At 63.4% G+C, this 18,647-nt stretch carries 14 protein-coding genes; 7 read left to right on the top strand and 7 right to left on the bottom strand.

The features are described from left to right. Positions 1-21 precede the first annotated feature (21 nt). On the top strand, positions 22-900 hold the full coding sequence (locus EB231_RS08500; protein WP_172348421.1) for a 3-hydroxybutyryl-CoA dehydrogenase: 879 nt from the start codon (positions 22-24) through the stop codon (positions 898-900). 19 nt (positions 901-919) lie between these two features. Here EB231_RS08500 and EB231_RS08495 read toward each other — a convergent pair whose 3' ends face one another. From EB231_RS08495 to EB231_RS08485, 3 genes are all read right to left on the bottom strand, one after another. Next, positions 920-2,899, bottom strand: a complete 1,980-nt coding sequence (locus EB231_RS08495) for a PAS domain S-box protein (protein ID WP_246740897.1) — start codon at positions 2,897-2,899, stop codon at positions 920-922. Positions 2,900-3,059: 160 nt separating this feature from the next. Next, positions 3,060-3,698 (bottom strand): NrsF family protein, encoded by a 639-nt coding sequence (locus EB231_RS08490; protein WP_172348420.1) that lies wholly within the window; start codon positions 3,696-3,698, stop codon positions 3,060-3,062. A 1-nt stretch (position 3,699) separates the two neighbouring features. After that, on the bottom strand, positions 3,700-4,251 hold the full coding sequence (locus EB231_RS08485; protein ID WP_172348419.1) for a sigma-70 family RNA polymerase sigma factor: 552 nt from the start codon (positions 4,249-4,251) through the stop codon (positions 3,700-3,702). A 444-nt stretch (positions 4,252-4,695) separates the two neighbouring features. On the opposite strand from EB231_RS08485, the gene EB231_RS08480 reads away from it, so the two are divergent. From EB231_RS08480 to EB231_RS08460, 5 genes are all read left to right on the top strand, one after another. Then, positions 4,696-5,742 (top strand): hypothetical protein, encoded by a 1,047-nt coding sequence (locus EB231_RS08480; RefSeq protein WP_172348418.1) that lies wholly within the window; start codon positions 4,696-4,698, stop codon positions 5,740-5,742. 9 nt (positions 5,743-5,751) lie between these two features. Next, on the top strand, positions 5,752-7,104 hold the full coding sequence (locus tag EB231_RS08475; protein WP_172348417.1) for a hypothetical protein: 1,353 nt from the start codon (positions 5,752-5,754) through the stop codon (positions 7,102-7,104). 120 nt (positions 7,105-7,224) lie between these two features. After that, a complete protein-coding gene (locus EB231_RS08470) occupies positions 7,225-8,232 on the top strand; it encodes an iron ABC transporter substrate-binding protein (RefSeq protein ID WP_172348416.1) in 1,008 nt (335 codons plus the stop codon). 173 nt (positions 8,233-8,405) lie between these two features. Continuing rightward, positions 8,406-9,983 (top strand): ABC transporter permease, encoded by a 1,578-nt coding sequence (locus EB231_RS08465; protein WP_172348415.1) that lies wholly within the window; start codon positions 8,406-8,408, stop codon positions 9,981-9,983. After that, complete coding sequence (locus EB231_RS08460) at positions 9,980-11,062, top strand: ABC transporter ATP-binding protein (RefSeq protein ID WP_172348414.1); 1,083 nt, start codon at positions 9,980-9,982, stop codon at positions 11,060-11,062. The genes EB231_RS08465 and EB231_RS08460 overlap by 4 nt, the downstream gene beginning before the upstream one ends. 100 nt (positions 11,063-11,162) lie before the next feature. On the opposite strand, the gene ugpC is transcribed toward EB231_RS08460, so the two are convergent. The 4 genes from ugpC to EB231_RS08440 form a co-directional block, all read right to left on the bottom strand. Beyond that, positions 11,163-12,263, bottom strand: coding sequence for a sn-glycerol-3-phosphate ABC transporter ATP-binding protein UgpC (gene ugpC, locus EB231_RS08455; RefSeq protein ID WP_172348413.1), 1,101 nt, complete (start codon positions 12,261-12,263; stop codon positions 11,163-11,165). Between the two features lie 11 nt (positions 12,264-12,274). Then, complete coding sequence (locus EB231_RS08450; protein WP_172348412.1) at positions 12,275-13,189, bottom strand: ABC transporter permease subunit; 915 nt, start codon at positions 13,187-13,189, stop codon at positions 12,275-12,277. 7 nt (positions 13,190-13,196) lie between these two features. Beyond that, on the bottom strand, positions 13,197-14,081 hold the full coding sequence (locus EB231_RS08445) for an ABC transporter permease subunit (RefSeq protein WP_172348411.1): 885 nt from the start codon (positions 14,079-14,081) through the stop codon (positions 13,197-13,199). A gap of 166 nt (positions 14,082-14,247) precedes the next feature. Beyond that, complete coding sequence (locus tag EB231_RS08440) at positions 14,248-15,600, bottom strand: extracellular solute-binding protein (protein ID WP_172348410.1); 1,353 nt, start codon at positions 15,598-15,600, stop codon at positions 14,248-14,250. 563 nt (positions 15,601-16,163) lie between these two features. Here EB231_RS08440 and EB231_RS08435 point away from each other — a divergent pair. Further along, positions 16,164-18,614: a sensor domain-containing diguanylate cyclase gene (locus tag EB231_RS08435; RefSeq protein ID WP_172348409.1), complete on the top strand. Its 2,451-nt coding sequence runs from the start codon at positions 16,164-16,166 to the stop codon at positions 18,612-18,614. Positions 18,615-18,647: the final 33 nt, after the last annotated feature.

Raw genomic sequence — 18,647 nt, 5'->3', positions numbered from 1 at the left:
CCTTTTGACGGGATCGGTGTAATGAGCAAGATCGAGACGATCGGCATCATCGGCGCGGGCCAGATGGGTGGGGGTATCGCCCATGTCTCCGCGCTTTCGGGCTACAAGGTGCTGATCTACGATATATCGCCCGACCGCATCGAGAAGGGCATAGCCACCATCAGCGGCAACATGGCCCGCCAGGTGGGCTCCGGCAAGCTCGACGAGAAGCTGCGCAACCAGGCAATGGCGCGCATTGCCTCGGCACCGGCGATGGCCGATCTCGCCGGCGCCGATCTGGTGATCGAGGCGGCAACCGAGGACGAAACCGTCAAGCGCAAGATCTATGCGCAGCTCTGTCCGCAGCTCAATCCCGAAGCCATTCTGGCGACCAACACCTCGTCGATCTCGATCACCCGGCTTGCCGCGCAGACCGACCGGCCGGAGCGTTTCATCGGCATACATTTCATGAATCCGGTGCCGCTGATGAAGCTGGTCGAGCTGGTGCGCGGCATCGCCACCGAGGACCAGACCTTCGAGGCCGCGAAGGCCTATGTGAAGCAGCTCGACAAGACGATCACGGTCTCGGAGGACTTCCCGGCCTTCATCGTCAACCGCATCCTGCTGCCGATGATCAACGAGGCGATCTACACGCTCTATGAGGGTGTCGGCTCGGTCGACGCCATCGACACCGCAATGCGGCTCGGCGCCAACCATCCGATGGGGCCGCTGCAGCTGGCCGATTTCATCGGCCTCGACACCTGCCTGTCGATCATGCAGGTACTGCATGATGGCCTGTCGGATTCGAAGTACCGGCCCTGCCCGCTGCTGGTCAAATATGTCGAGGCCGGCTGGCTCGGCCGTAAGACCGGGCGTGGCTTCTACGATTATCGCGGCGAGCATCCCGTTCCGACGCGCTAGAGTATCCGCCGGCCGCCGCTCACGACGCTGCGGCGAGAGGCTTGGGCGCTTCCGACCCGTGGTCGATGATACTGCCGTCCGGCGCCACGCAGACGCATCCGCGGCCGGCGGCCTTGGCCGCATAGCAGGCGGCGTCGGCCCTTGCGATGATCTCATCGGCTTCGCCGCAGTCGGCATTGATCGCCGCCAGCCCGATACTGGCGCCGATCGCGTGCGGCCGGCCATCCCAGGTGAAGTTCAGGCCGGCTATCGCATCGATGATGGAGCGCGCCGCGATCCTGGCACCGGCGGTCGAACCAGATTTCAGGATGACGGCGAATTCGTCGCCCCCCAGGCGTGCGACGATGTCCTCGGGACCAAGCACGCCGCGTACGGCCTCGGCGACCTGCTTCAGCAAGGCGTCTCCGGCGGCGTGACCGCCCGTGTCGTTGACCAGCTTGAAATGGTCGAGGTCGATGAACATGAACTGATGGCCGCCCCCAGCTGTCGTGCCGTCCTTGCGCGCCTGCTCGACCAGTTTCTCCATCGTTCGGATGAAGCTCGAGCGGTTGGCAAGGCCGGTCAATGCGTCATGCGCCGCGGCGTGGGCAAGCTGACGCTGCAGCGCGCGCGCATCGGTGAAGTCCTGGAAGACGATGACCAGCCCGCAGAATTCGTTGCGCTCGTTCATGATTGGCGACACGACCTGGCGGATGCTGCAGCGTGTGTTGTCGCGGCGGATCAACACGGCGCGGCTGTTCTGGTCGGAGGGAACCTCCCCGCTGATTGCCGGCCGCGTCACGCCGATCCTGTGACCCGTCTCCTCGTCGACCGCCCAATAGACATGGCCGAGCGTCTTGCCGAGAGCCGCCTCGCCGGAAACGCCGGTCAGCTTCTCGGCAACCGGGTTCATGAAGGTGACGCGGTTCGCCGCATCGGTGCAGATGACGGCATCGCCGATCGACTGCAGCGTCACCCGCAGCCGCTCCTTCTCATCGGCCAGCATTGCCGCCGATACGGTCAGACGCTCCTCGATCTCCTTGCGCCGGGTGATGTCGGTCAAGCTGCCGATGGCCCTGATCAGACGCCCATCCTCGTCGCGCTCGATGGCCTTGCCGCGGTCGAGTATCCAGATCCAGCGGCCGTCCTTGTGGCGCATCCTGAATTCGGCTTCGAAGAATGGGGTCTTGCCGTCAACGTGGGCACGATCCGCTTCGGCGACGGTCTCGCGGTCGTCGGGATGGATCATGGTCAGCCAGTGGTCAGGATCACCATCAAGCTCGCCCTCGTCGAAACCCAGCATCTTGACCCAGGTCGAGGAATAGGTTGTGCCGCCCTTGCGCATGTCGAGGTCCCACACGCCCTGACCGGCGCCGGCGAGCGCGAAATTCCAGCGCGTCTCAGCCTCGGCGATGCGCGCCTCGGCCTGCTTGCGCGCGTCGATGTCCTCGATCTGCGAGACGAGATAGAGCGGGCGACCGCTTTTCTCGTCACGAATGACGGAGCCGGCAAGATGCGCCCAGACCGGCGTGCCGTCCTTGCGCAGATAGCGCTTCTCGAAGTGAAACGCATGGGCGGTCCCTGCTTTCAGACGGTCCATCGTTTCGCGTCCGATCTGCAGATCGTCGGGATGCGTGATCTGGAAAAAGGTCAGCGCCTCGATCTCGTCGCGGCTGTAGCCAAGCATGGTGGCGAAGGCCGGATTGGCTTCGAGAATGCGCCCATCCAGCCCGACAATGGCGATGCCGATCGCCGAATCCTGCATGGCCCGGCGAAAGCGCTGCTCTGCCTCCGCCATCTGTCGTCGATCTTCCGAGATGCGGCCGATGGAAAGGTAGGCGAAGAAAAGCGCGCAGACTGTCACAGCTACCGATACCTGGAGACAAAGTCTGAGCGTTTCCGCGCCAAGATCCAGCCTGGACAGCACAAACGAGGCCGACACCACGCCAAAACCGGCCACAAGCAGCGCCAGCGCTGCATGCTTGTAGGGTCCCGGCCCGATCATTCCTCGCAAAGTCACGATCTGTACCACCCCCGTGGGCAATCGCTTTTTTCCGTTAAACCCTGAAGGATCGATTTTAAGGAAAGGTTGCCCCGGGGCACTGGCGACATGCCAATCGGCAAACAATTGCCGGCATGATTAAGGATCGGTATGCGCGAGGGTGGTCGCAGGTATCCTGTTACCAGCGCACGAAGAACCGCCCGCCAAGCGCGCCAAGCAAGGCGAGCGCAGCGATCGCGATCGTGTACCACGTGGCGACGAAAAGCGGCGAATCGTCGAAACAGTGCGCGGCGTAGAAGGTCGCCGCCAGTCCGCCGGCGAGTAGCCCCGCGACGGCGCCGGCAAGCACCGGCCGCGTCGGCGCGCCGTAGCGCAGCATCCACAGGAAGATCGCCAGCGGGCCAATGCCGATCAGCGGAATGAAGCTCATGCAGATCATCATGTTGGAACCGATCATGCGCGTGCCCCACAACGCTTCCGGCACCATGAAGAGCTCCAGAACCACCGCCACGGCCACCAACAGCGGCGCGGCAACCATCCCCGCCATCGCCAGACCTGTCGGGGCACCTGGCGTCGACAAAGCGCGGATCAGGGCGAAGGCACTGACCGCCAGCACGATGGTGAAAACGAATTTCGACAGGAAGCGCATCGTATGTGCGGCCACCATGAAGTCGGGGCGTGGGCCGATCGTCAGCAGGAAAACGACTGCCGCGATGACAATGGCCGCACCGGCAGCCAGCCACCAGGCCGAACGCAACGGCATCGCCTTGCTGCTTGCATCGGCGTCGAGCGCCTTGATGAGATCTTCGGTCCTCATGTCATTCCCGCCCGAATCGCCCCTGCCCAAATCGCCTGGCTATGGCGGCAAGCCCGCGATGCAGCGACACACGCACCGCCGTCTCGCTGATGCCGAATTTCGCAGCCGTCTCGCCGATCGAGCGGCCTTCCACGGATACGGCCGCGACCACGGAACGCTGTGCCGGAGGCAACCCGTCCAGGGCCCGGTTGATGTCGCGCTCACTGACGGTTTCGGTTTCCGGCTCGGCGAAGGTCTCGGCGATATCGTCGACATCGATCTCGATGCGCCGACCGCGCCGCCGGAACGCGTCGATCAGCTTGAAGCGGGCGATCGCATAGACCCAGGGCAGGACCGATGCGTCCTGGCGCCAGGTATGCCGTTTCACATGAATGGCCAGCAAGGTTTCCTGCACGACATCCTCGGGATCGACCCCACCCTGCACGATCTTTCGCCTCACAAAACCGCGGACCAGCGCGGCAATCCGGTGGAGAAAGTCGGCATAGGCCTTTTCATCTCCCGCGATCGCGGCCCGCAACAGCCGGGAAAGCTCGGCCTCGTCCTTGCCGCTCACAAGAGTTCACTCCCCGGTTTTCGCGCCTCGGCGCAGATTTGTTACGTGGCCGGCGAAATAATGTCCAAGCCAAACTATGGGCAAGTCACGAAAGTTTGCGAGGCAACCCACGAAACTCATGCGGGATTCCCAGGCTCCCGGCCGCCCTGGGTGAGAAACAGCGCGGTCAAACCCTTCGTTGACGCAACGTAAGCCCTACTATAGCGTGAAAGGATCGGAGGGAGGCCAAGATGGATTTCATAGAACGCATTTTTGGATTTTCTCCCGACAATGGCTCGGGAACTTTCGAAGGCAGCATTGTCATTGCGGTCATAGTCCTTATCGCCGCGATCTACTTCTATAGAAGACAGAGATCACCGAAAAAGTAGCATTCTAGACAGCTGGCGGCGATACCTCCGCCAGAAAAGCATCGCCTTTGCGTCCTCTCAGCGTGGGAAACACGATATGGCAGGATCTCTGGTCAACCACATTCGAATTGCCGTCCTTTTGTTGTTCGCCGCCGATTTCTGGAAGCGTCTCGCGGCCGGACTGAAGGTGCTGTTTGCTACGATACGCATGCTGCTTTGCCGGCTGGTCAAGGGCCAGCCGCTGCCGAAGCCGGCACAGAACGATTGCTGTATCCAGCTGCCGCCCGATATCTACAAGCGCGCCGATCCGCTTCTCTATGCCCAATACTACCTTATGGCGCAGGGGCTCGCCGTTACCTGGGACAATCCCGATATCGACATTTTCGACGGCGCCGCACTGGTCACCGGGCCGCTTCAGCCCGCCCATCCATATCGCGTCCGCGTCCGTGTCTGGAACGGGTCCTATGACGCCCCCGCGGTCGGAGTGGGGGTGGCGCTGTCCTATCTCTCCTTCGGCGCACAGACGGTTTCTCATCCGATCGCCAGCACTGCCGTCAATCTCGGCGCCAAGGGCACGATCGATTGCCCTGCCTATGCGGAGTTCAGTTGGACCACGCCAGCCATTGGCGGCCATTACTGTGTCCAGGCACAGCTCTCCTGGGGCGATGACGCCAATCCCAACAACAATCTTGGCCAGAAGAATATCAACATCGCCCAGATGCAGTCTCCGGCAAAGTTCGCCTTCACCGTCCGCAACGAAGCTTCGGCCGCCCGCCGCTTCCAGATCGAGGCGGACTGCTACGGCCTGCCGAAACTGCGGCCATGTGTCCCGGAGGCGCCATACGGCCAAGGTCAGGGCGATACGCCGTTGCCACGCCTGGCCGAGAGCAAGGCGCGCTGGGCGAGAGCTTTGGAAGAACAGGCCTATGGCCGGTTTCCCGTCCCGGATGACTGGTCGGTCAGGATCGTTCCGGACACGCTTTCCCTGCAGCCGCGCCAGGAGGCCGAGGTTGCTGTCGAGATCGAACCGAGGGACGCCGCCTTCCGCGGCACGAAGACCTTCAACGTCCACGTCTTCACGATCAGCGAGAGCGGATCGCGCACCATGACCGGCGGCGTGACGCTGACGGCGACGAAAGGCTGAGGCGCTCCGATGGCCTACAAGCACTATACGAGCTGCTTTCTCTATCCCGCCGGAGGCAAGCCCTACAATGAGGATGACCGGCTGGCCTTCCTCGCCGGCCAGGCGCTGCAGATCATCGTCATCACCGGGCTGGCGGCCGCCTTCGGCTTGCTGCTCGGGCCGGTCGGCGCGGCCCTTGCCGCAGCCATCGCATTCCTCTCTTCGGCCACGGCAACGATCGACAAGGCCGCCGCGGAATGGCTCAACCATCGCCTGGTCTGCCTCGACAAGGACAATCCGAAATGCGCCGTCGGCATCGTGTCCTACAATCCGTTCCGCAGCGATCTCGGCGCCTTCGACAATGACCAGTATTTCGACGTCATCCTCATGCCGCATCCGACGGCCGAAATCCTCAACGCCGAAACGAACCAGACGGCTCTTGCCGCCGCCAATCGCTACGATTCCAATGGCACTGTCGTGTCGGAATTTGCCGCCAAGGTCACGGCCCATCCGGCAAACGACATTCTCAATGACGGCTTCCAGGGCCATGAATTGCTGCTCCCACGCGATGACCTGAAGACGGATCTGGGCTATGCGCCCGCCGACGACCATGCACGCTGGGGCCTGCACTGCGAGGCCGAGGGCGACTTCTGGATCAAGATGCGCCAATGGGCGCCGGCCATCGTTATCCTGCTGACGGCGGCCCTGGTCGTGACCGCGGCTGCGGCGGCCGCCGGCGCAAGTGTCGGCGCGGCTGTCGGTTGCGCCATAGGATCGTTCTTCCTGGGTGCGGTGGGGTGCGCCATCGGCTCGTTCCTTGGGGGATTGCTCGGAGGGGCCATTGGTGGCGCCATCGGCGGAGCGGCATCCTACTTCGGTGCAGTCAAACCGGTCCTGGATGGGCTGTTCAACTGGAACCCCGGCAATGTCGAGGACGCCAATGTCGGCGACAAGGCGCTCGGGCCCATAAGGATGGGCGATCATGTCGCCGTCCTTGGCGAACATGTCTATGACGGCTACCACAAGGGGTGGCATGAGTTTCATCCCCTGATGGCGGTGGTCAAATTCGATGCCGCGCCCGGTGTCGACGCAAAGCACTATCTTCAATGGAATCCGGACTTTCCCGATACGGGCACGGTCCCGCCCAAGCCTCCGGGCGAAGCCACCGACCTCACCGCTCAGGATATGCGCGACGGACTCGGCAGCGCGGCGTTCAAGACGCGCTGTGAGAATTTGCGCAGAACCTGGTGCGCCATGCTGAATGACGCGTTCGATCCCGAGACCAAGCGGACACAGCAGGGGCTGGACCAGCGCTGGACGATTCATCCCATGATCGACGGCTGTATCCCGGAGCCACGGCCGCCGGGCCCACATATCGGGTGACATGTCGCCATCAATGCCGCGAAGCGCAAAACCGTAATGAACGGAATTCAATCTTGACTAGTGCATTCATGAATTGATACTCGGTCGCATCCGCAGCGCGGACAACCCGAGGAGTACCTTATGAAATCCCCCCTTCTTGCCCTTGCCGGTGTCGCCGCATTTGCAATCAGCCTGGCTGCCGGTCCGGCGATGGCCGAGGATGCGGGCATCATCGTCTACAACGCCCAGCACGAAAGTCTGGCCAAGGAATGGGCCGAAGGTTTCACCAAGGAAACCGGCATCAAGGTCACGCTGCGCAATGGCGGCGACAGCGACTTCTCCAACCAGATCGTCGCCGAGGGTGCCGCCTCGCCCGCCGATGTGTTCCTCACCGAAAACTCGCCGGCCATGGTGCTGGTCGAGAATGCCGGCCTGTTCGCGCCGGTCGACGCCGACACGCTGGCTCAGGTGCCGCAGGACTATCAGGCGGCCAGCGGCAAATGGGTGGGCGTGGCCGCGCGCAGCACTGTCTTTGCCTACAACACCACCAAGCTCAAGTCCGACCAGTTGCCCAAGTCGCTGCTCGACCTTGCCGACCCGAGCTGGAAGGGCCGATGGGCGGCCTCGCCCTCGGGCGCCGATTTCCAGGCCATCGTCAGTGCGCTGCTGCAGCTCAAGGGTGAGGCCGCGACGGCGGACTGGCTGAAGGCGATGAAGGAGAACTTCACTGCCTACAAGGGCAACAGCACCGTGATGAAGGCGGTCAACGCCGGCGAAATCGAAGGCGGCGTGATCTACCACTATTACTACTTTGGCGATCAGGCCAAGACCGGCGAGAACAGCAAGAACGTCGCGCTGCACTATTTCAAGAACCAGGATCCGGGCGCTTTCGTCTCGGTCTCCGGTGGCGGCGTGCTCGCCTCGAGCAAGCATCCGAAGGAAGCCCAAGCTTTCCTGAAGTGGGTGACGGGCAAGGGCGGCCAGGAAGTGCTGAAGAACGGAACCTCCTTCGAATACGCGGTCGGCAAGGGCGCGGAATCCAATCCGAAACTGGTGCCGTTGGCCGATCTGCAGGCACCGAAGGTCGACGCCGCGACGCTGAACTCCAAGAAGGTCACCGACCTGATGACGGCAGCCGGCTTGCTTTAGTTTCTGTTCGTCCTAATAAGGACAAACCGACCGAGCTCCCGCGGGACTTCGCCTTCCGCGGGAGCGTTTGTTTTCGAAATGGCATTCGTCGATGACGACACGCTGCGTTCCTGACCGCGATCGTGGTCCCTTTATTTCCGCCGCCGCGCCGCAACCGTGGGGTGTCTGAGCCGATGCAGCCCGCGGTCGATCTCGCGCGCGCTGGTTCGCCGCCGACGATGCGCCGAAAGGCGCGGCGGGCGGCACCCTGGCTTGTCACCGCCGCTGTTCTCGTCTCGCTGCTCGCCCTTCTGCCGCTCGCCTTCATCATCTGGACTGCGGTGCAGACCGGCTGGGAAACCGTTTCGGCGCTGGTCTTCCGGCCGCGCGTCGGCGAACTGTTGGTAAACACCGCCCTGCTGGTCCTGCTGGCCGTGCCGATCGCCATCGTGCTGTCTGTCGCGCTGGCCTGGCTCACCGAGCGCAGCGACCTGCCTGGCGCCAGGCTTTGGGCCTGGCTGTGCGTGGCGCCGCTCGCCATTCCGGCTTTCGTGCACTCCTATGCCTGGATCACCATGGTTCCCGGGCTGCACGGCCTGTGGGCCGGCGTACTGGTATCCGTGATCGCCTATTTCCCCTTCCTGTATCTGCCCATATCGGCGGCGCTGCGCCGCCTCGACCCTGCCCTGGAGGACGCGGCCTCAGCCCTTGGCCTTGGGCCCTGGCGCGTGTTCTGGCGCGTCGTGGTGCCGCAGCTCAGGCTCGCCATCTGCGGCGGCTCGCTGCTGGTCGGACTGCATCTGCTGGCCGAATATGGTCTCTACGTGTTCATCCGCTTCGATACCTTCACCACGGCGATCGTCGACCAGTTCCAGTCGACCTTCAACGGACCGGCCGCCAACATGCTGGCCGGCGTCCTGGTGACCTGCTGCTTCGTGCTTCTGGGCCTCGAAGTGCTGGTGCGCGGAGAAGAGCGCTATGCCCGAGTCGGCTCCGGCGCGGCGCGCTACCAGCAACGCACGAACCTCGGCCGCGCCACGATCCCGAGCCTGGCCTTGCTTGCCGTCACCACGCTGCTGGCGCTTGGCGTGCCGTTCGTGACCATCGGCCGCTGGCTCATCGCCGGCGGCGCCGAGGTCTGGCGTCTCGACGAGATCGGCCCGGCGCTCGGCCAGACACTGCTCCTGTCGCTTGCCGGGGCCTTGCTTGCCACCGTCGCCGCCATGCCGATGGCCTGGATCTCGATCCGCGCGCCGGGACCGTTGCAGCGCCTGCTGGAGGGTTGCAACTACATCGTCGGCTCGCTACCGGGTGTCGTCATCGCGCTGGCGCTGGTCACCATCACCGTTCGTATCGCCCTGCCGCTTTATCAGACGCTGTTCACCATTCTGGTCGCTTATGCACTCATGTTCCTGCCGCGTGCCCTGGTCAGCCTGCGCGCCTCGATCGCCCAGGCCCCGGTCGAGCTCGAGCGCGCCGCGTCCAGTCTCGGCAGGCCGCCGCTCAACGCGCTTTGGTCGACGACCATCCGCCTGTCGGCGCCCGGTGCCGCGGCCGGCATGGCGCTGGTGGCGCTCGGCATCATGAACGAACTGACCGCGACCCAGATGCTGGCGCCAAACGGCACCCGCACGCTGGCAATGGCGTTCTGGTCCTACAGCGGCGAGATCGATTACGCCTCGGCGGCACCTTACGCCTTCATCATGGTGGCGATGTCTCTGCCGCTGACATGGCTGCTCTATGTCCAGTCGAAACGGATGGCGGGACGATGAGCTTTCTCGAAATCAGCGGCCTGAAAAAGCATTACGGCTCGGTCGCGGCCCTTGCCGGCATCGACCTCAGTGTCGCCAGCGGCAGCCGGACCGCAATCGTCGGCCCCTCCGGCTGCGGCAAGACGACCTTGCTGCGGCTGATCGCCGGCTTCGAGGCACCGGACCAGGGCCGTATCATGCTCGACGGCAAGGTTCTGGCCGATGGGGGCGCCGCTGTCCCGGCACATCGCCGCGGCATCGGCGTGGTGGCACAGGACGGCGCCCTGTTCCCGCATCTGACCATATCGGACAATATCGGTTTCGGCATGGACCGGGGCGAGGACAAGCGCGCAGAGCGCATTGTCGAGCTCGCTTATATCGTGGGGCTGGACAAGGCGATCCTCAAGCGCCGCCCGCATGAACTCTCAGGCGGCCAGCAGCAGCGCGTGGCGCTGGCCCGCGCCATGGCGATGAAGCCGCGGCTGATGCTGCTCGACGAGCCGTTCTCGGCGCTCGACACCGGCCTGCGCGCCTCGATGCGCAAGGCGGTGGCCGAGCTTCTGGAGGCGGCCGGCATCACCACCATCCTGGTGACGCACGACCAGGCCGAGGCGCTGTCCTTCGCCAGCCAGGTGGCGGTGATGCGCGACGGCATATTCTCGCAGGTCGGCACGCCGCGCGATCTCTACCTCAAGCCGAAGGACCGTATGATCGCGGAGTTCCTCGGCGATGCCATCATCCTGCCGGCGAGCATCTCGGGGGGCTTCGCCAGCTCGCCGCTGGGTCGCATCGCCGTCGACACGTCGGACAGCCGCGATGTCGCCCGCATCATGCTGCGGCCGGAGCAGATCGGGCTGAAACGGACGTCGCGCGAAGGCATGTCGGGCACGCCGGACATGTTGTTCGGCGAGGTGACGGAATCGGAATTCGCCGGCGCGACATGCACGATCGCGGTGCGGCTCCTGAACAACGCCGATCCGCCGGACGCCGCCGCGATAGGCAACACGCCGCTGATCCTGCGCAAATCGGGCATGGACGCGCCGGCGGTCGGCGAAATCGTGCGGCTCACCGTGTCGGGAAAGGCGCATGTGTTCGCCTGAAGGGCGACGGCACTGCCGGCGCGCAATGGACAGTTCAGGCGGCGATGCGTTCGCCGATATCGGCTGAACAGATCGGCCACTGCTAAAGGAGGCCTGAAAATCAGAGCGCCGGCTCGGGCACGGACGCCTTGAAGACATCGAGGCGGCTTCCCGTCTCCGACGAGAAGAAATGCATGTCCTCGGGCAAGAACTTCAAGCCGACACCACTGCCGGGCTCGGGGCGGACCGCCTCCGACGTCATCACCGAGAACGGCGCGCCGTCGAGATCGACATAGATCACCCGCCCCGCACCCAGTTCCTCGACCAGGTCGACGGTGGCGTCGAGCGCACCGGCCGTGCCCGGTGCAACCAGCCGAACGGCTTCCGGCCGGATGCCCATCGCCACCTTCGTGCCGACCGGCAGGCCGGCGCGAGCGATAGCCAGGCGCCGACCGCCGCCGAGCAGCGACAGCCCGTCGAGTTCGACCGTGCCTTCCAGAATGTTCATCGCCGGCGCGCCGACAAAGGTGGCGACGAAGCGGCTGGCCGGGCGGGTGTAGATTTCACCGGGTGTGCCGACCTGTTCAACGCGTCCGCCATTCATCACCACCAGCCGGTCGGCGAGCGTCATCGCCTCGACCTGATCGTGCGTGACGAAGACGGAGGTGGCGTTCAGGCGGCGATGCAGCTTGCGGATTTCCGAGCGCATCTGCACACGCAGCTTGGCGTCGAGATTGGACAGCGGTTCGTCGAACAGGAACACCTTCGGTTCGCGGATCATCGCGCGGCCCATGGCGACGCGCTGACGCTGGCCGCCGGAAAGCGCCATAGGCTTGCGGTCGAGCAGATGTTCGAGCTCCAAAGTGCGGGCGACCGCCTGGATCCGCTGCATGCGCTCAGCCGAGGGCACGCCGGCGACCTTGAGTGAATAGCCGATGTTCTGGGCCACGCTCATATGCGGATAGAGCGCGTAGTTCTGGAACACCATGGCGCAGCTGCGCTCGCGTGGTTCCAGCCTGTTGACGACAGTGCCGTCGATCGCGATCTCGCCATCGGAAATCTCTTCCAGCCCCGCGATCATGCGCAGCAGCGTGGACTTGCCGCAGCCGGAAGGCCCGAGGATGACGACGAATTCGCCCGAGGCGAAGTCGAGGTCGACACCGTGCACGACCTGCGTCTTGGCGTAGTTCTTCTTGACGCCGCGTATTGCGATGGAGGCCATCTTGTCTCCTCTTATTTCTCGGTGGCGATCAGACCGCGCACGAACCAGCGCTGCATCAGCACCACGACGATCAGCGGCGGCAGCATGACGATGAGCGTCCCGGCCATCGCGATGTTCCATTCCGGAATGCCGCCGACATTGGGGATCAGTTGCTTGAGCTCGGTGACCGCCGTCGCGTGCGACTGGTCGGTGGTGATGAGCAGCGGCCACAGATACTGGTTCCAGGCCCACAGGAACATGATGGTGCCAAGTGCCGCCATGTTGTTGCGCGACAGCGGCAACAGGATATCGATGAAGAACCGCAGCGCCCCGGCGCCGTCCATGCGCGCCGCCTCGGTCAGTTCATCCGGCACCGTCAGGAAGAATTGCCGGTAGAGAAACGTGCCGGTGGCCGTGGCGATCAGCGGCATGATCAGCCCGGTATAGGAATTGAGCAGCCCGAGGCTGAGCGAGACCTGCACGCCCGACACCTTCTCGATCAGCCAGCTCAGGCCGGTCACGTCCAGAATGGCCTGATAGGGCGACAGCACATTGGCAACGACCGCGTAGGTCGGCACGATGCGCACCTCCAGTGGCAGCATCAACGTCACGAAGATCAGCCAGAAGATGAAGGTGCGCCCAGGATAGCGGAAGTAGACGATCGAGAAGGCGGTGAGCGCCGAGATGATCACTTTGCCGGCGGCCACGCCTGCCGCCATGATGAAGCTGTTGAGCAGCTTGGGGCCGAGGTCTGCCGTCGTCCAGGCGGTCTTGATATTGACCCAGAAGTCGCTGCCCGGCAGCAGCGACATCGGCACATCGTTGACATCCCGGAGATTGTGCGACGCGGCGATCGCAACGACCACGAACGGCGCGATGCAGAAGACGAAGCCGATGAACAGGATCAGGTGCGTGAAGACATTGAGGAACGGAGTGCGCTCGACCATGGCGATCTCACCTGTAATGCACGCGCCGCTCGATGAAGCGGAACTGGAAGATGGTGAGCACGATGATGAGCAGCATCAGGATGATGCTCTGCGCGGCGGCGCCCGAATAATCGAGGCCTTTGAAGCCGTCTGAATAGATCTTGTAGACCATCAGATTGGTGGCGTTCGCCGGGCCGCCAGCGGTCATGATGTCGACGATGCCGAACGAATCCTGGAAGCTTTCGGTAATGTTGATGACCAGCAGGAAGAAGATCGTCGGCGTGATCAGCGGGAACTGGATGTCCCAGAAACGCCTGATGACGCCCGAACCGTCCATCGCGGCGGCCTCGATCAGCGAACGTGGGATGGCCTGGAACGCGGCCAGGAAGAAGATGAAGTTGTAGCCGACATATTTCCACGAGAAGGCGATGATGATCGAAGCCATGGCGTCGGCGCCATCGAGGCCGGGATCCCAGAAGCCGGGCCAGACCCGGTTGACCACGGCCATGAAGCCGGCTTCCGGCGCCAGGATGAAGCGGAACGCCAGCGCCAGCGCCGGCGCGGCGATGCCATAGGGCCAGATCAGCACCACGCGATAGAGACGCGAGCCGGCGAGTTGCCGATCGGTCAGGGCCGCGAGCACCAGCGCGATGGACATCGCAAGCCCGGTGCTGAGCCCGGCAAAAACCAGGCTGGCGGTGATGGAGTTCCAGTAATCGGCGTTGGACAGGATCGAGCGGAAATTGTCGAGCCCGACCCAGATGTTGCCGCCGCCCCAGGGTTGCTGCAGCGTCAGCGACCAGTAAACGGCCTGGCCGGCGGGCCAATAGAAGAACGTGAAGATCAGGAGGAGTTGCGGCACCGCGAAGAGGATGCCGATCGTCCATTTCCCGAAAGTGACGCGTTTTTCCATCGATCCGCCGATGCCGTTGAACCGCCAGTCCGCTTTCTCGGCGGAAGACTAAAGCATGTCTCCCGAAAGTGGGCCCCGGTTTCGGGATAAGAACATGCGTAAATCAAAACCTGTACGAAATGGCCGCCCGTCGAGTCTCGACGGACGGCCGCTCCGCTATCCGGGATTAGGGCAGGGTCTTGCCCGGATAGGTCTGCTGGAAGCGGTCGAGGATGGCATCGCCATTCTTGACCAATGTATCGAGGCCTTCCTGGACGCTGACCTTGTTGGCGAAGATCGCCTGCATCTGCGTACCGAACTCGGCGCGGATCTGGGTGAAATTGCCCAGGCGCACACCGCGGGTGATTTCGGTCGGTTCGGAAGCGGTCAGGCTGGCGATCGCGACTTCACGGCCCTTGTAGGGAGCCTTGTCGTAGAACCCGCTCGACTTCATGTAGTCGAAGCCCGACTTGGTCACCGGGATGTAGCCGGTGTTGGTCGACCAGAACAAGGCGGTCTTGGGGTCGTGGATGAAGTTGAGGAACGCGGCCGCGCCCTTGTATTCCGCATCCGACTTGCCGGAGAGAACCCACAGCGAAGCGCCGCCGACGAGCGAATTCTTGCGCTCGGTGCCGGCATAGACGGGCAGTTCGGCGACGTCCCAGTTCATGCCTTCCTTCTGCGTCTTGCCGACGGTGCCGTGGTCGCCGACCGAGGTCAGGATGACCTGGCAAGTGCCCGAGGCGAAGGCCTGGACCATATCCTGGCCAAGATCCTTGGACTTGATCTTGATGAGACCGGCGTCATACCACTTCTTCAGGTCGGTGACGTACTGGACGAATTTGGTCTTGTTGACTTCCAGGCGCGCGTCGAGGCCATCATAGCCGTTGCTCTTGGTGGCGATCGGCTGGTTGTGCAGCGCCGAGAACTGTTCCATCAGCTGCCAGCTTTCGTTGGCCGAGATGTTGATCGCCATCGGGCACTCGTAGCCGGCGTCCTTCATCGCCTTGAGGTCGGCGCCGACATCTTCCCAGGTCTTCGGCGCCTCGGTCTTGCCGATCTTGGCGAAGGCGTCCTTGTTCCAGTACATCAGCGCGGTCGAGGAATTGAACGGAAAGGACAGCATCTCGCCCTTCGACGTCGCGTAGTAGCGCGCGATGCCGGGGAAATAATCCGCGTAGTCGATCTTGTAGCCGTTTTCTTCCATCAGCTTGTCGGCGGGCTTGTAGGCGCCCGACAGCATCATGGTGGCGGTACCGACGTCATAGACCTGGACGACGGCCGGCTGCTTGCCGGCGCGGAAGGCGGCAATGGTGTTCTGCAGCGTGGCGTCGTAGTTGCCCTGACTGGTGCAGACGACTTCATAGTCCTTCTGCGATTCGTTGAAGTTCTTGCACAGCGTGTCGACGACGCGGGCGAGGTCGCCCGAAAGGCCGAACCAGAAATCAAATTTTACCGGCTCCGCAAAGGCAGGCATCGCCAGCGCGGTGCTGAGCGCACCTGCGGCAAGGGCAGCAAAGCCCCGCTTGATCATGGTCATGGTTTTTCCCTCTTGAGTGGCTGGTGACAAGGGTCTTGCGCAAGTCCTTGCCCGCTCTCTTAGAGAACGTATGTGACAGTTCTGCTGTGGCGCTCAGGCCTTTGCACAGCTGCTCGCTCCTCTCCCTCGGCGGCTTGGCCGGCATCAAAACGTCACACCGGCGCCTTGGATAGCTAGGGCGACCGCGGAGGACGTAAAGACTGCGAAGCCACCATGATTATCCGGCTAAGGGAATGATGAAATGCCGTGCGGCAACCGACGCAACGCCCACGGGCACCCGATGCCCGTGGCCTTGGCGACAGCGCTATCCATTTGCGGCATGCCGCCATCATTCCGACCCTCGGTCCGATCGAAATCGACGGCCCGGCGTCGCCAGAATTTGAACCATGAAGCCCTGGCGGTGGCCGCTCGCTGGTTTCCGCCGGAAGATATCCTGTCATGCTGCGGCCTTTCCACGCCCGAAAGGCACGCTACGGTTGCAGGCGGCTTCATCGATCCTTCAACAGCCAAGCATTAATCAGTCATATTTCGTTTTTTATTTCCGATGGGCTTGGGGAAATAAGATGTTGACGGTCTATAATTGTATCGTGAACCAGCACGATCTGAGATTGGTCGCACTCGCTGCACTGATCTGCGGAATTTCCTCTTTCTCCGCTGTCAATCTGCTTCACCACATCAGCCGCTCGACGGACCGGAACCGGCTTGCCTGGCTGATGATCGCGGCCACCTCGACCGGCTTCGGCATCTGGGCAACGCATTTCATCGCCATGCTTGCGTTCACGCCGGGCATACCCAGCGCCTACGATCCGGGGCTCTCCGTGCTCTCGCTCGCCGCCTCGGTCACACTGACGGCGGCAGGTATGTGGATCGCCACCTTGCGGGACGAACTTGACTATCATCTCGTCGGCGGCGCCGTTCTGGGTGGTGGCATCGCGGCCATGCACTACATCGGCATGGCTGCATTCGAGGTTCAGGGCCGGATCGAGTGGAACCTGTTGCTTGTCGCCGTTTCCCTGCTGGCGGGCGTAACGCTTGCGGCGCTGGCGCTGCGTGTCGTGCTGCGCCGCCCCTCCCTGCCGGCGACGTCCGTCGGCGCGGTGCTTCTGACGCTGGCGATCTGCACCTTGCATTTCATCGGCATGGGCGCCGCCTCGATCTTTCCCGATTCCTCGATCACCATCTCCGAATATACGATCGCCCCGACCTCGCAGGCTTTCGCGGCCGCAGCCGCCACGCTGGTCATCCTGGTGCTGTCGGCATCGGCACTGTGGATCGACCTGCGCTTCCGTCGCCAGAAGCTCGAGGTCGACCGCATGCATGGCCTGGCCAATGCCGCCGTGGAGGGACTGATCGTCTGCGACGGCAACCGCATCGTCAGCGCCAATGACAGCATGGGCAAGCTGACCGGCACGCCGGCCGCGGCGCTGAACGGCAAGGAACTGGGCGAGCTCTTCGACGAACGCACCGCAACCGACGCGGCCAGCCTGGAAGGTCAGCCGCGAGAGGCCGAGTTGAGGAACCGCGACGGCACGCAAATTCCCGTCGAGCTGATCGCCCGAAGCATCGACTATTGCGGCAAATCCCATAACGTCATCGCCGTCCGCGACATCCGCGAACGCAAGAAGGCCGAGGAGGAAATCCTTCGCCTCGCCCATTTCGACCCGCTGACAGGGCTTGCCAATCGCCGCAGTTTCTCGAGCCGCCTCGACGCGGAAATCGCATCCATGAACCGGACGGCCAATGCCGAGACGGCCGTCAAAGGCCGGCATCTCGCACTTCTGCTGTTCGACCTCGACCGTTTCAAGGAAGTGAACGACCTCTACGGACACGGCGCCGGCGATGCGATGCTGCAGAAGGTGGCAAGCTGCGCGGCGGGCGTTCTGCGCCACGGACAATTGCTTGCACGCCTTGGCGGCGACGAATTCGCCATCATCGCCCCCAACCTGCCCGACCCGCAGGCTGCGGGCCGTATCGCAGGCTCGGTTCTTGCCGCCATGCGTGAGGAAAACCGGTCAGCGGCCGGTGGCGGGCTGGTCTCGGCCAGCATCGGCATCGCGATCTATCCGCTCGATGCCGAGGACCAGACCAGCCTGATCAGCCATGCCGATACGGCACTCTACCGGGCCAAGACCGAAGGCAGGGACACTTATCGTTATTTCGAGGCGTCGATGGGCACCGAGGCCCGCGACAGGCGCGTGATGGAGCACGAATTGCGCCAGGCCGTCGCGCGTGGCGAATTCTACCTCGTCTACCAGCCGCAGAAGGAGATCAGCAGCGGCAGGATGGTAGGCTTCGAAGCCCTGATCCGCTGGCGCCATCCCGAACGCGGCGACGTTTCCCCGGCCATATTCATCCCGGTCGCCGAGGACAGCGGCGCCATCGGACAGATCGGCGACTGGGTGCTCGACGCGGCCTGCGAGGAGGCCGCCCGCTGGGAAAATCCGCTGACGGTCGCAGTCAACGTCTCAGCAGTACAGCTTCACAATCCCAATTTCAGCCGCAAGGTCCACGAGACCCTGCTGAAGACAGGCCTTGCCCCGACACGACTGGAACTCGAGATCACCGAAACCGCGCTGGTGAAGGACATGCCGCGCGCACTGGCAACCCTGCGGCAGGTCAAGGCGCTTGGCGTGCGCGTGGCCATGGACGATTTCGGAACTGGCTATTCCTCTCTCTCCAACCTGCGCGCCTTCCCATTCGACAAGATCAAGATCGACGCCTCCTTCATCAAGGCGGTCGACACGAACGGCCAGGTCGCCGCGATCGTGCGCGCCGTGCTGGGGTTGGGACGTGGGCTCGGCCTGCCGGTCCTTGCCGAAGGCGTCGAGACGCTTGGCGAGCTCAAGTTCCTGGACGCGGAAGCCTGCGAGATCGGCCAGGGCTACTATCTCGGCAAGCCGGCACCGATCGAAGCGTTTGACGATCTGACCGGCCATGGCAAGCGCACTCCGGCTCGCATCGACCGCCAGGACGACAATCTCGTCTTGCTCAAACCAAACGTGCGCTCGGCGTGAACAATTCCAGGAAAAGGGTAAAACGGTTTTCCC

Source organism: Mesorhizobium sp. NZP2298 (assembly GCF_013170825.1).
In the GTDB taxonomy this organism is placed as follows: domain Bacteria; phylum Pseudomonadota; class Alphaproteobacteria; order Rhizobiales; family Rhizobiaceae; genus Mesorhizobium.
Note: the sequence above shows the minus strand (reverse complement) of the source record. Positions and strands in the feature narration are given on the sequence as shown.

Excerpts from the sequence above, each read along its gene's own strand:
- EB231_RS08500 (WP_172348421.1), top strand. The coding sequence starts at position 22 with ATGAGCAAGATCGAGACGATCGGCATCATCGGCGCGGGCCAGATGGGT.
- EB231_RS08490 (WP_172348420.1), bottom strand. The coding sequence starts at position 3,698 with ATGAGGACCGAAGATCTCATCAAGGCGCTCGACGCCGATGCAAGCAGC.
- EB231_RS08480 (WP_172348418.1), top strand. The coding sequence starts at position 4,696 with ATGGCAGGATCTCTGGTCAACCACATTCGAATTGCCGTCCTTTTGTTG.
- EB231_RS08475 (WP_172348417.1), top strand. The coding sequence starts at position 5,752 with ATGGCCTACAAGCACTATACGAGCTGCTTTCTCTATCCCGCCGGAGGC.
- EB231_RS08470 (WP_172348416.1), top strand. The coding sequence starts at position 7,225 with ATGAAATCCCCCCTTCTTGCCCTTGCCGGTGTCGCCGCATTTGCAATC.
- EB231_RS08465 (WP_172348415.1), top strand. The coding sequence starts at position 8,406 with ATGCAGCCCGCGGTCGATCTCGCGCGCGCTGGTTCGCCGCCGACGATG.
- EB231_RS08460 (WP_172348414.1), top strand. The coding sequence starts at position 9,980 with ATGAGCTTTCTCGAAATCAGCGGCCTGAAAAAGCATTACGGCTCGGTC.
- ugpC (WP_172348413.1), bottom strand. The coding sequence starts at position 12,263 with ATGGCCTCCATCGCAATACGCGGCGTCAAGAAGAACTACGCCAAGACG.
- EB231_RS08450 (WP_172348412.1), bottom strand. The coding sequence starts at position 13,189 with ATGGTCGAGCGCACTCCGTTCCTCAATGTCTTCACGCACCTGATCCTG.
- EB231_RS08445 (WP_172348411.1), bottom strand. The coding sequence starts at position 14,081 with ATGGAAAAACGCGTCACTTTCGGGAAATGGACGATCGGCATCCTCTTC.
- EB231_RS08440 (WP_172348410.1), bottom strand. The coding sequence starts at position 15,600 with ATGACCATGATCAAGCGGGGCTTTGCTGCCCTTGCCGCAGGTGCGCTC.
- EB231_RS08435 (WP_172348409.1), top strand. The coding sequence starts at position 16,164 with ATGTTGACGGTCTATAATTGTATCGTGAACCAGCACGATCTGAGATTG.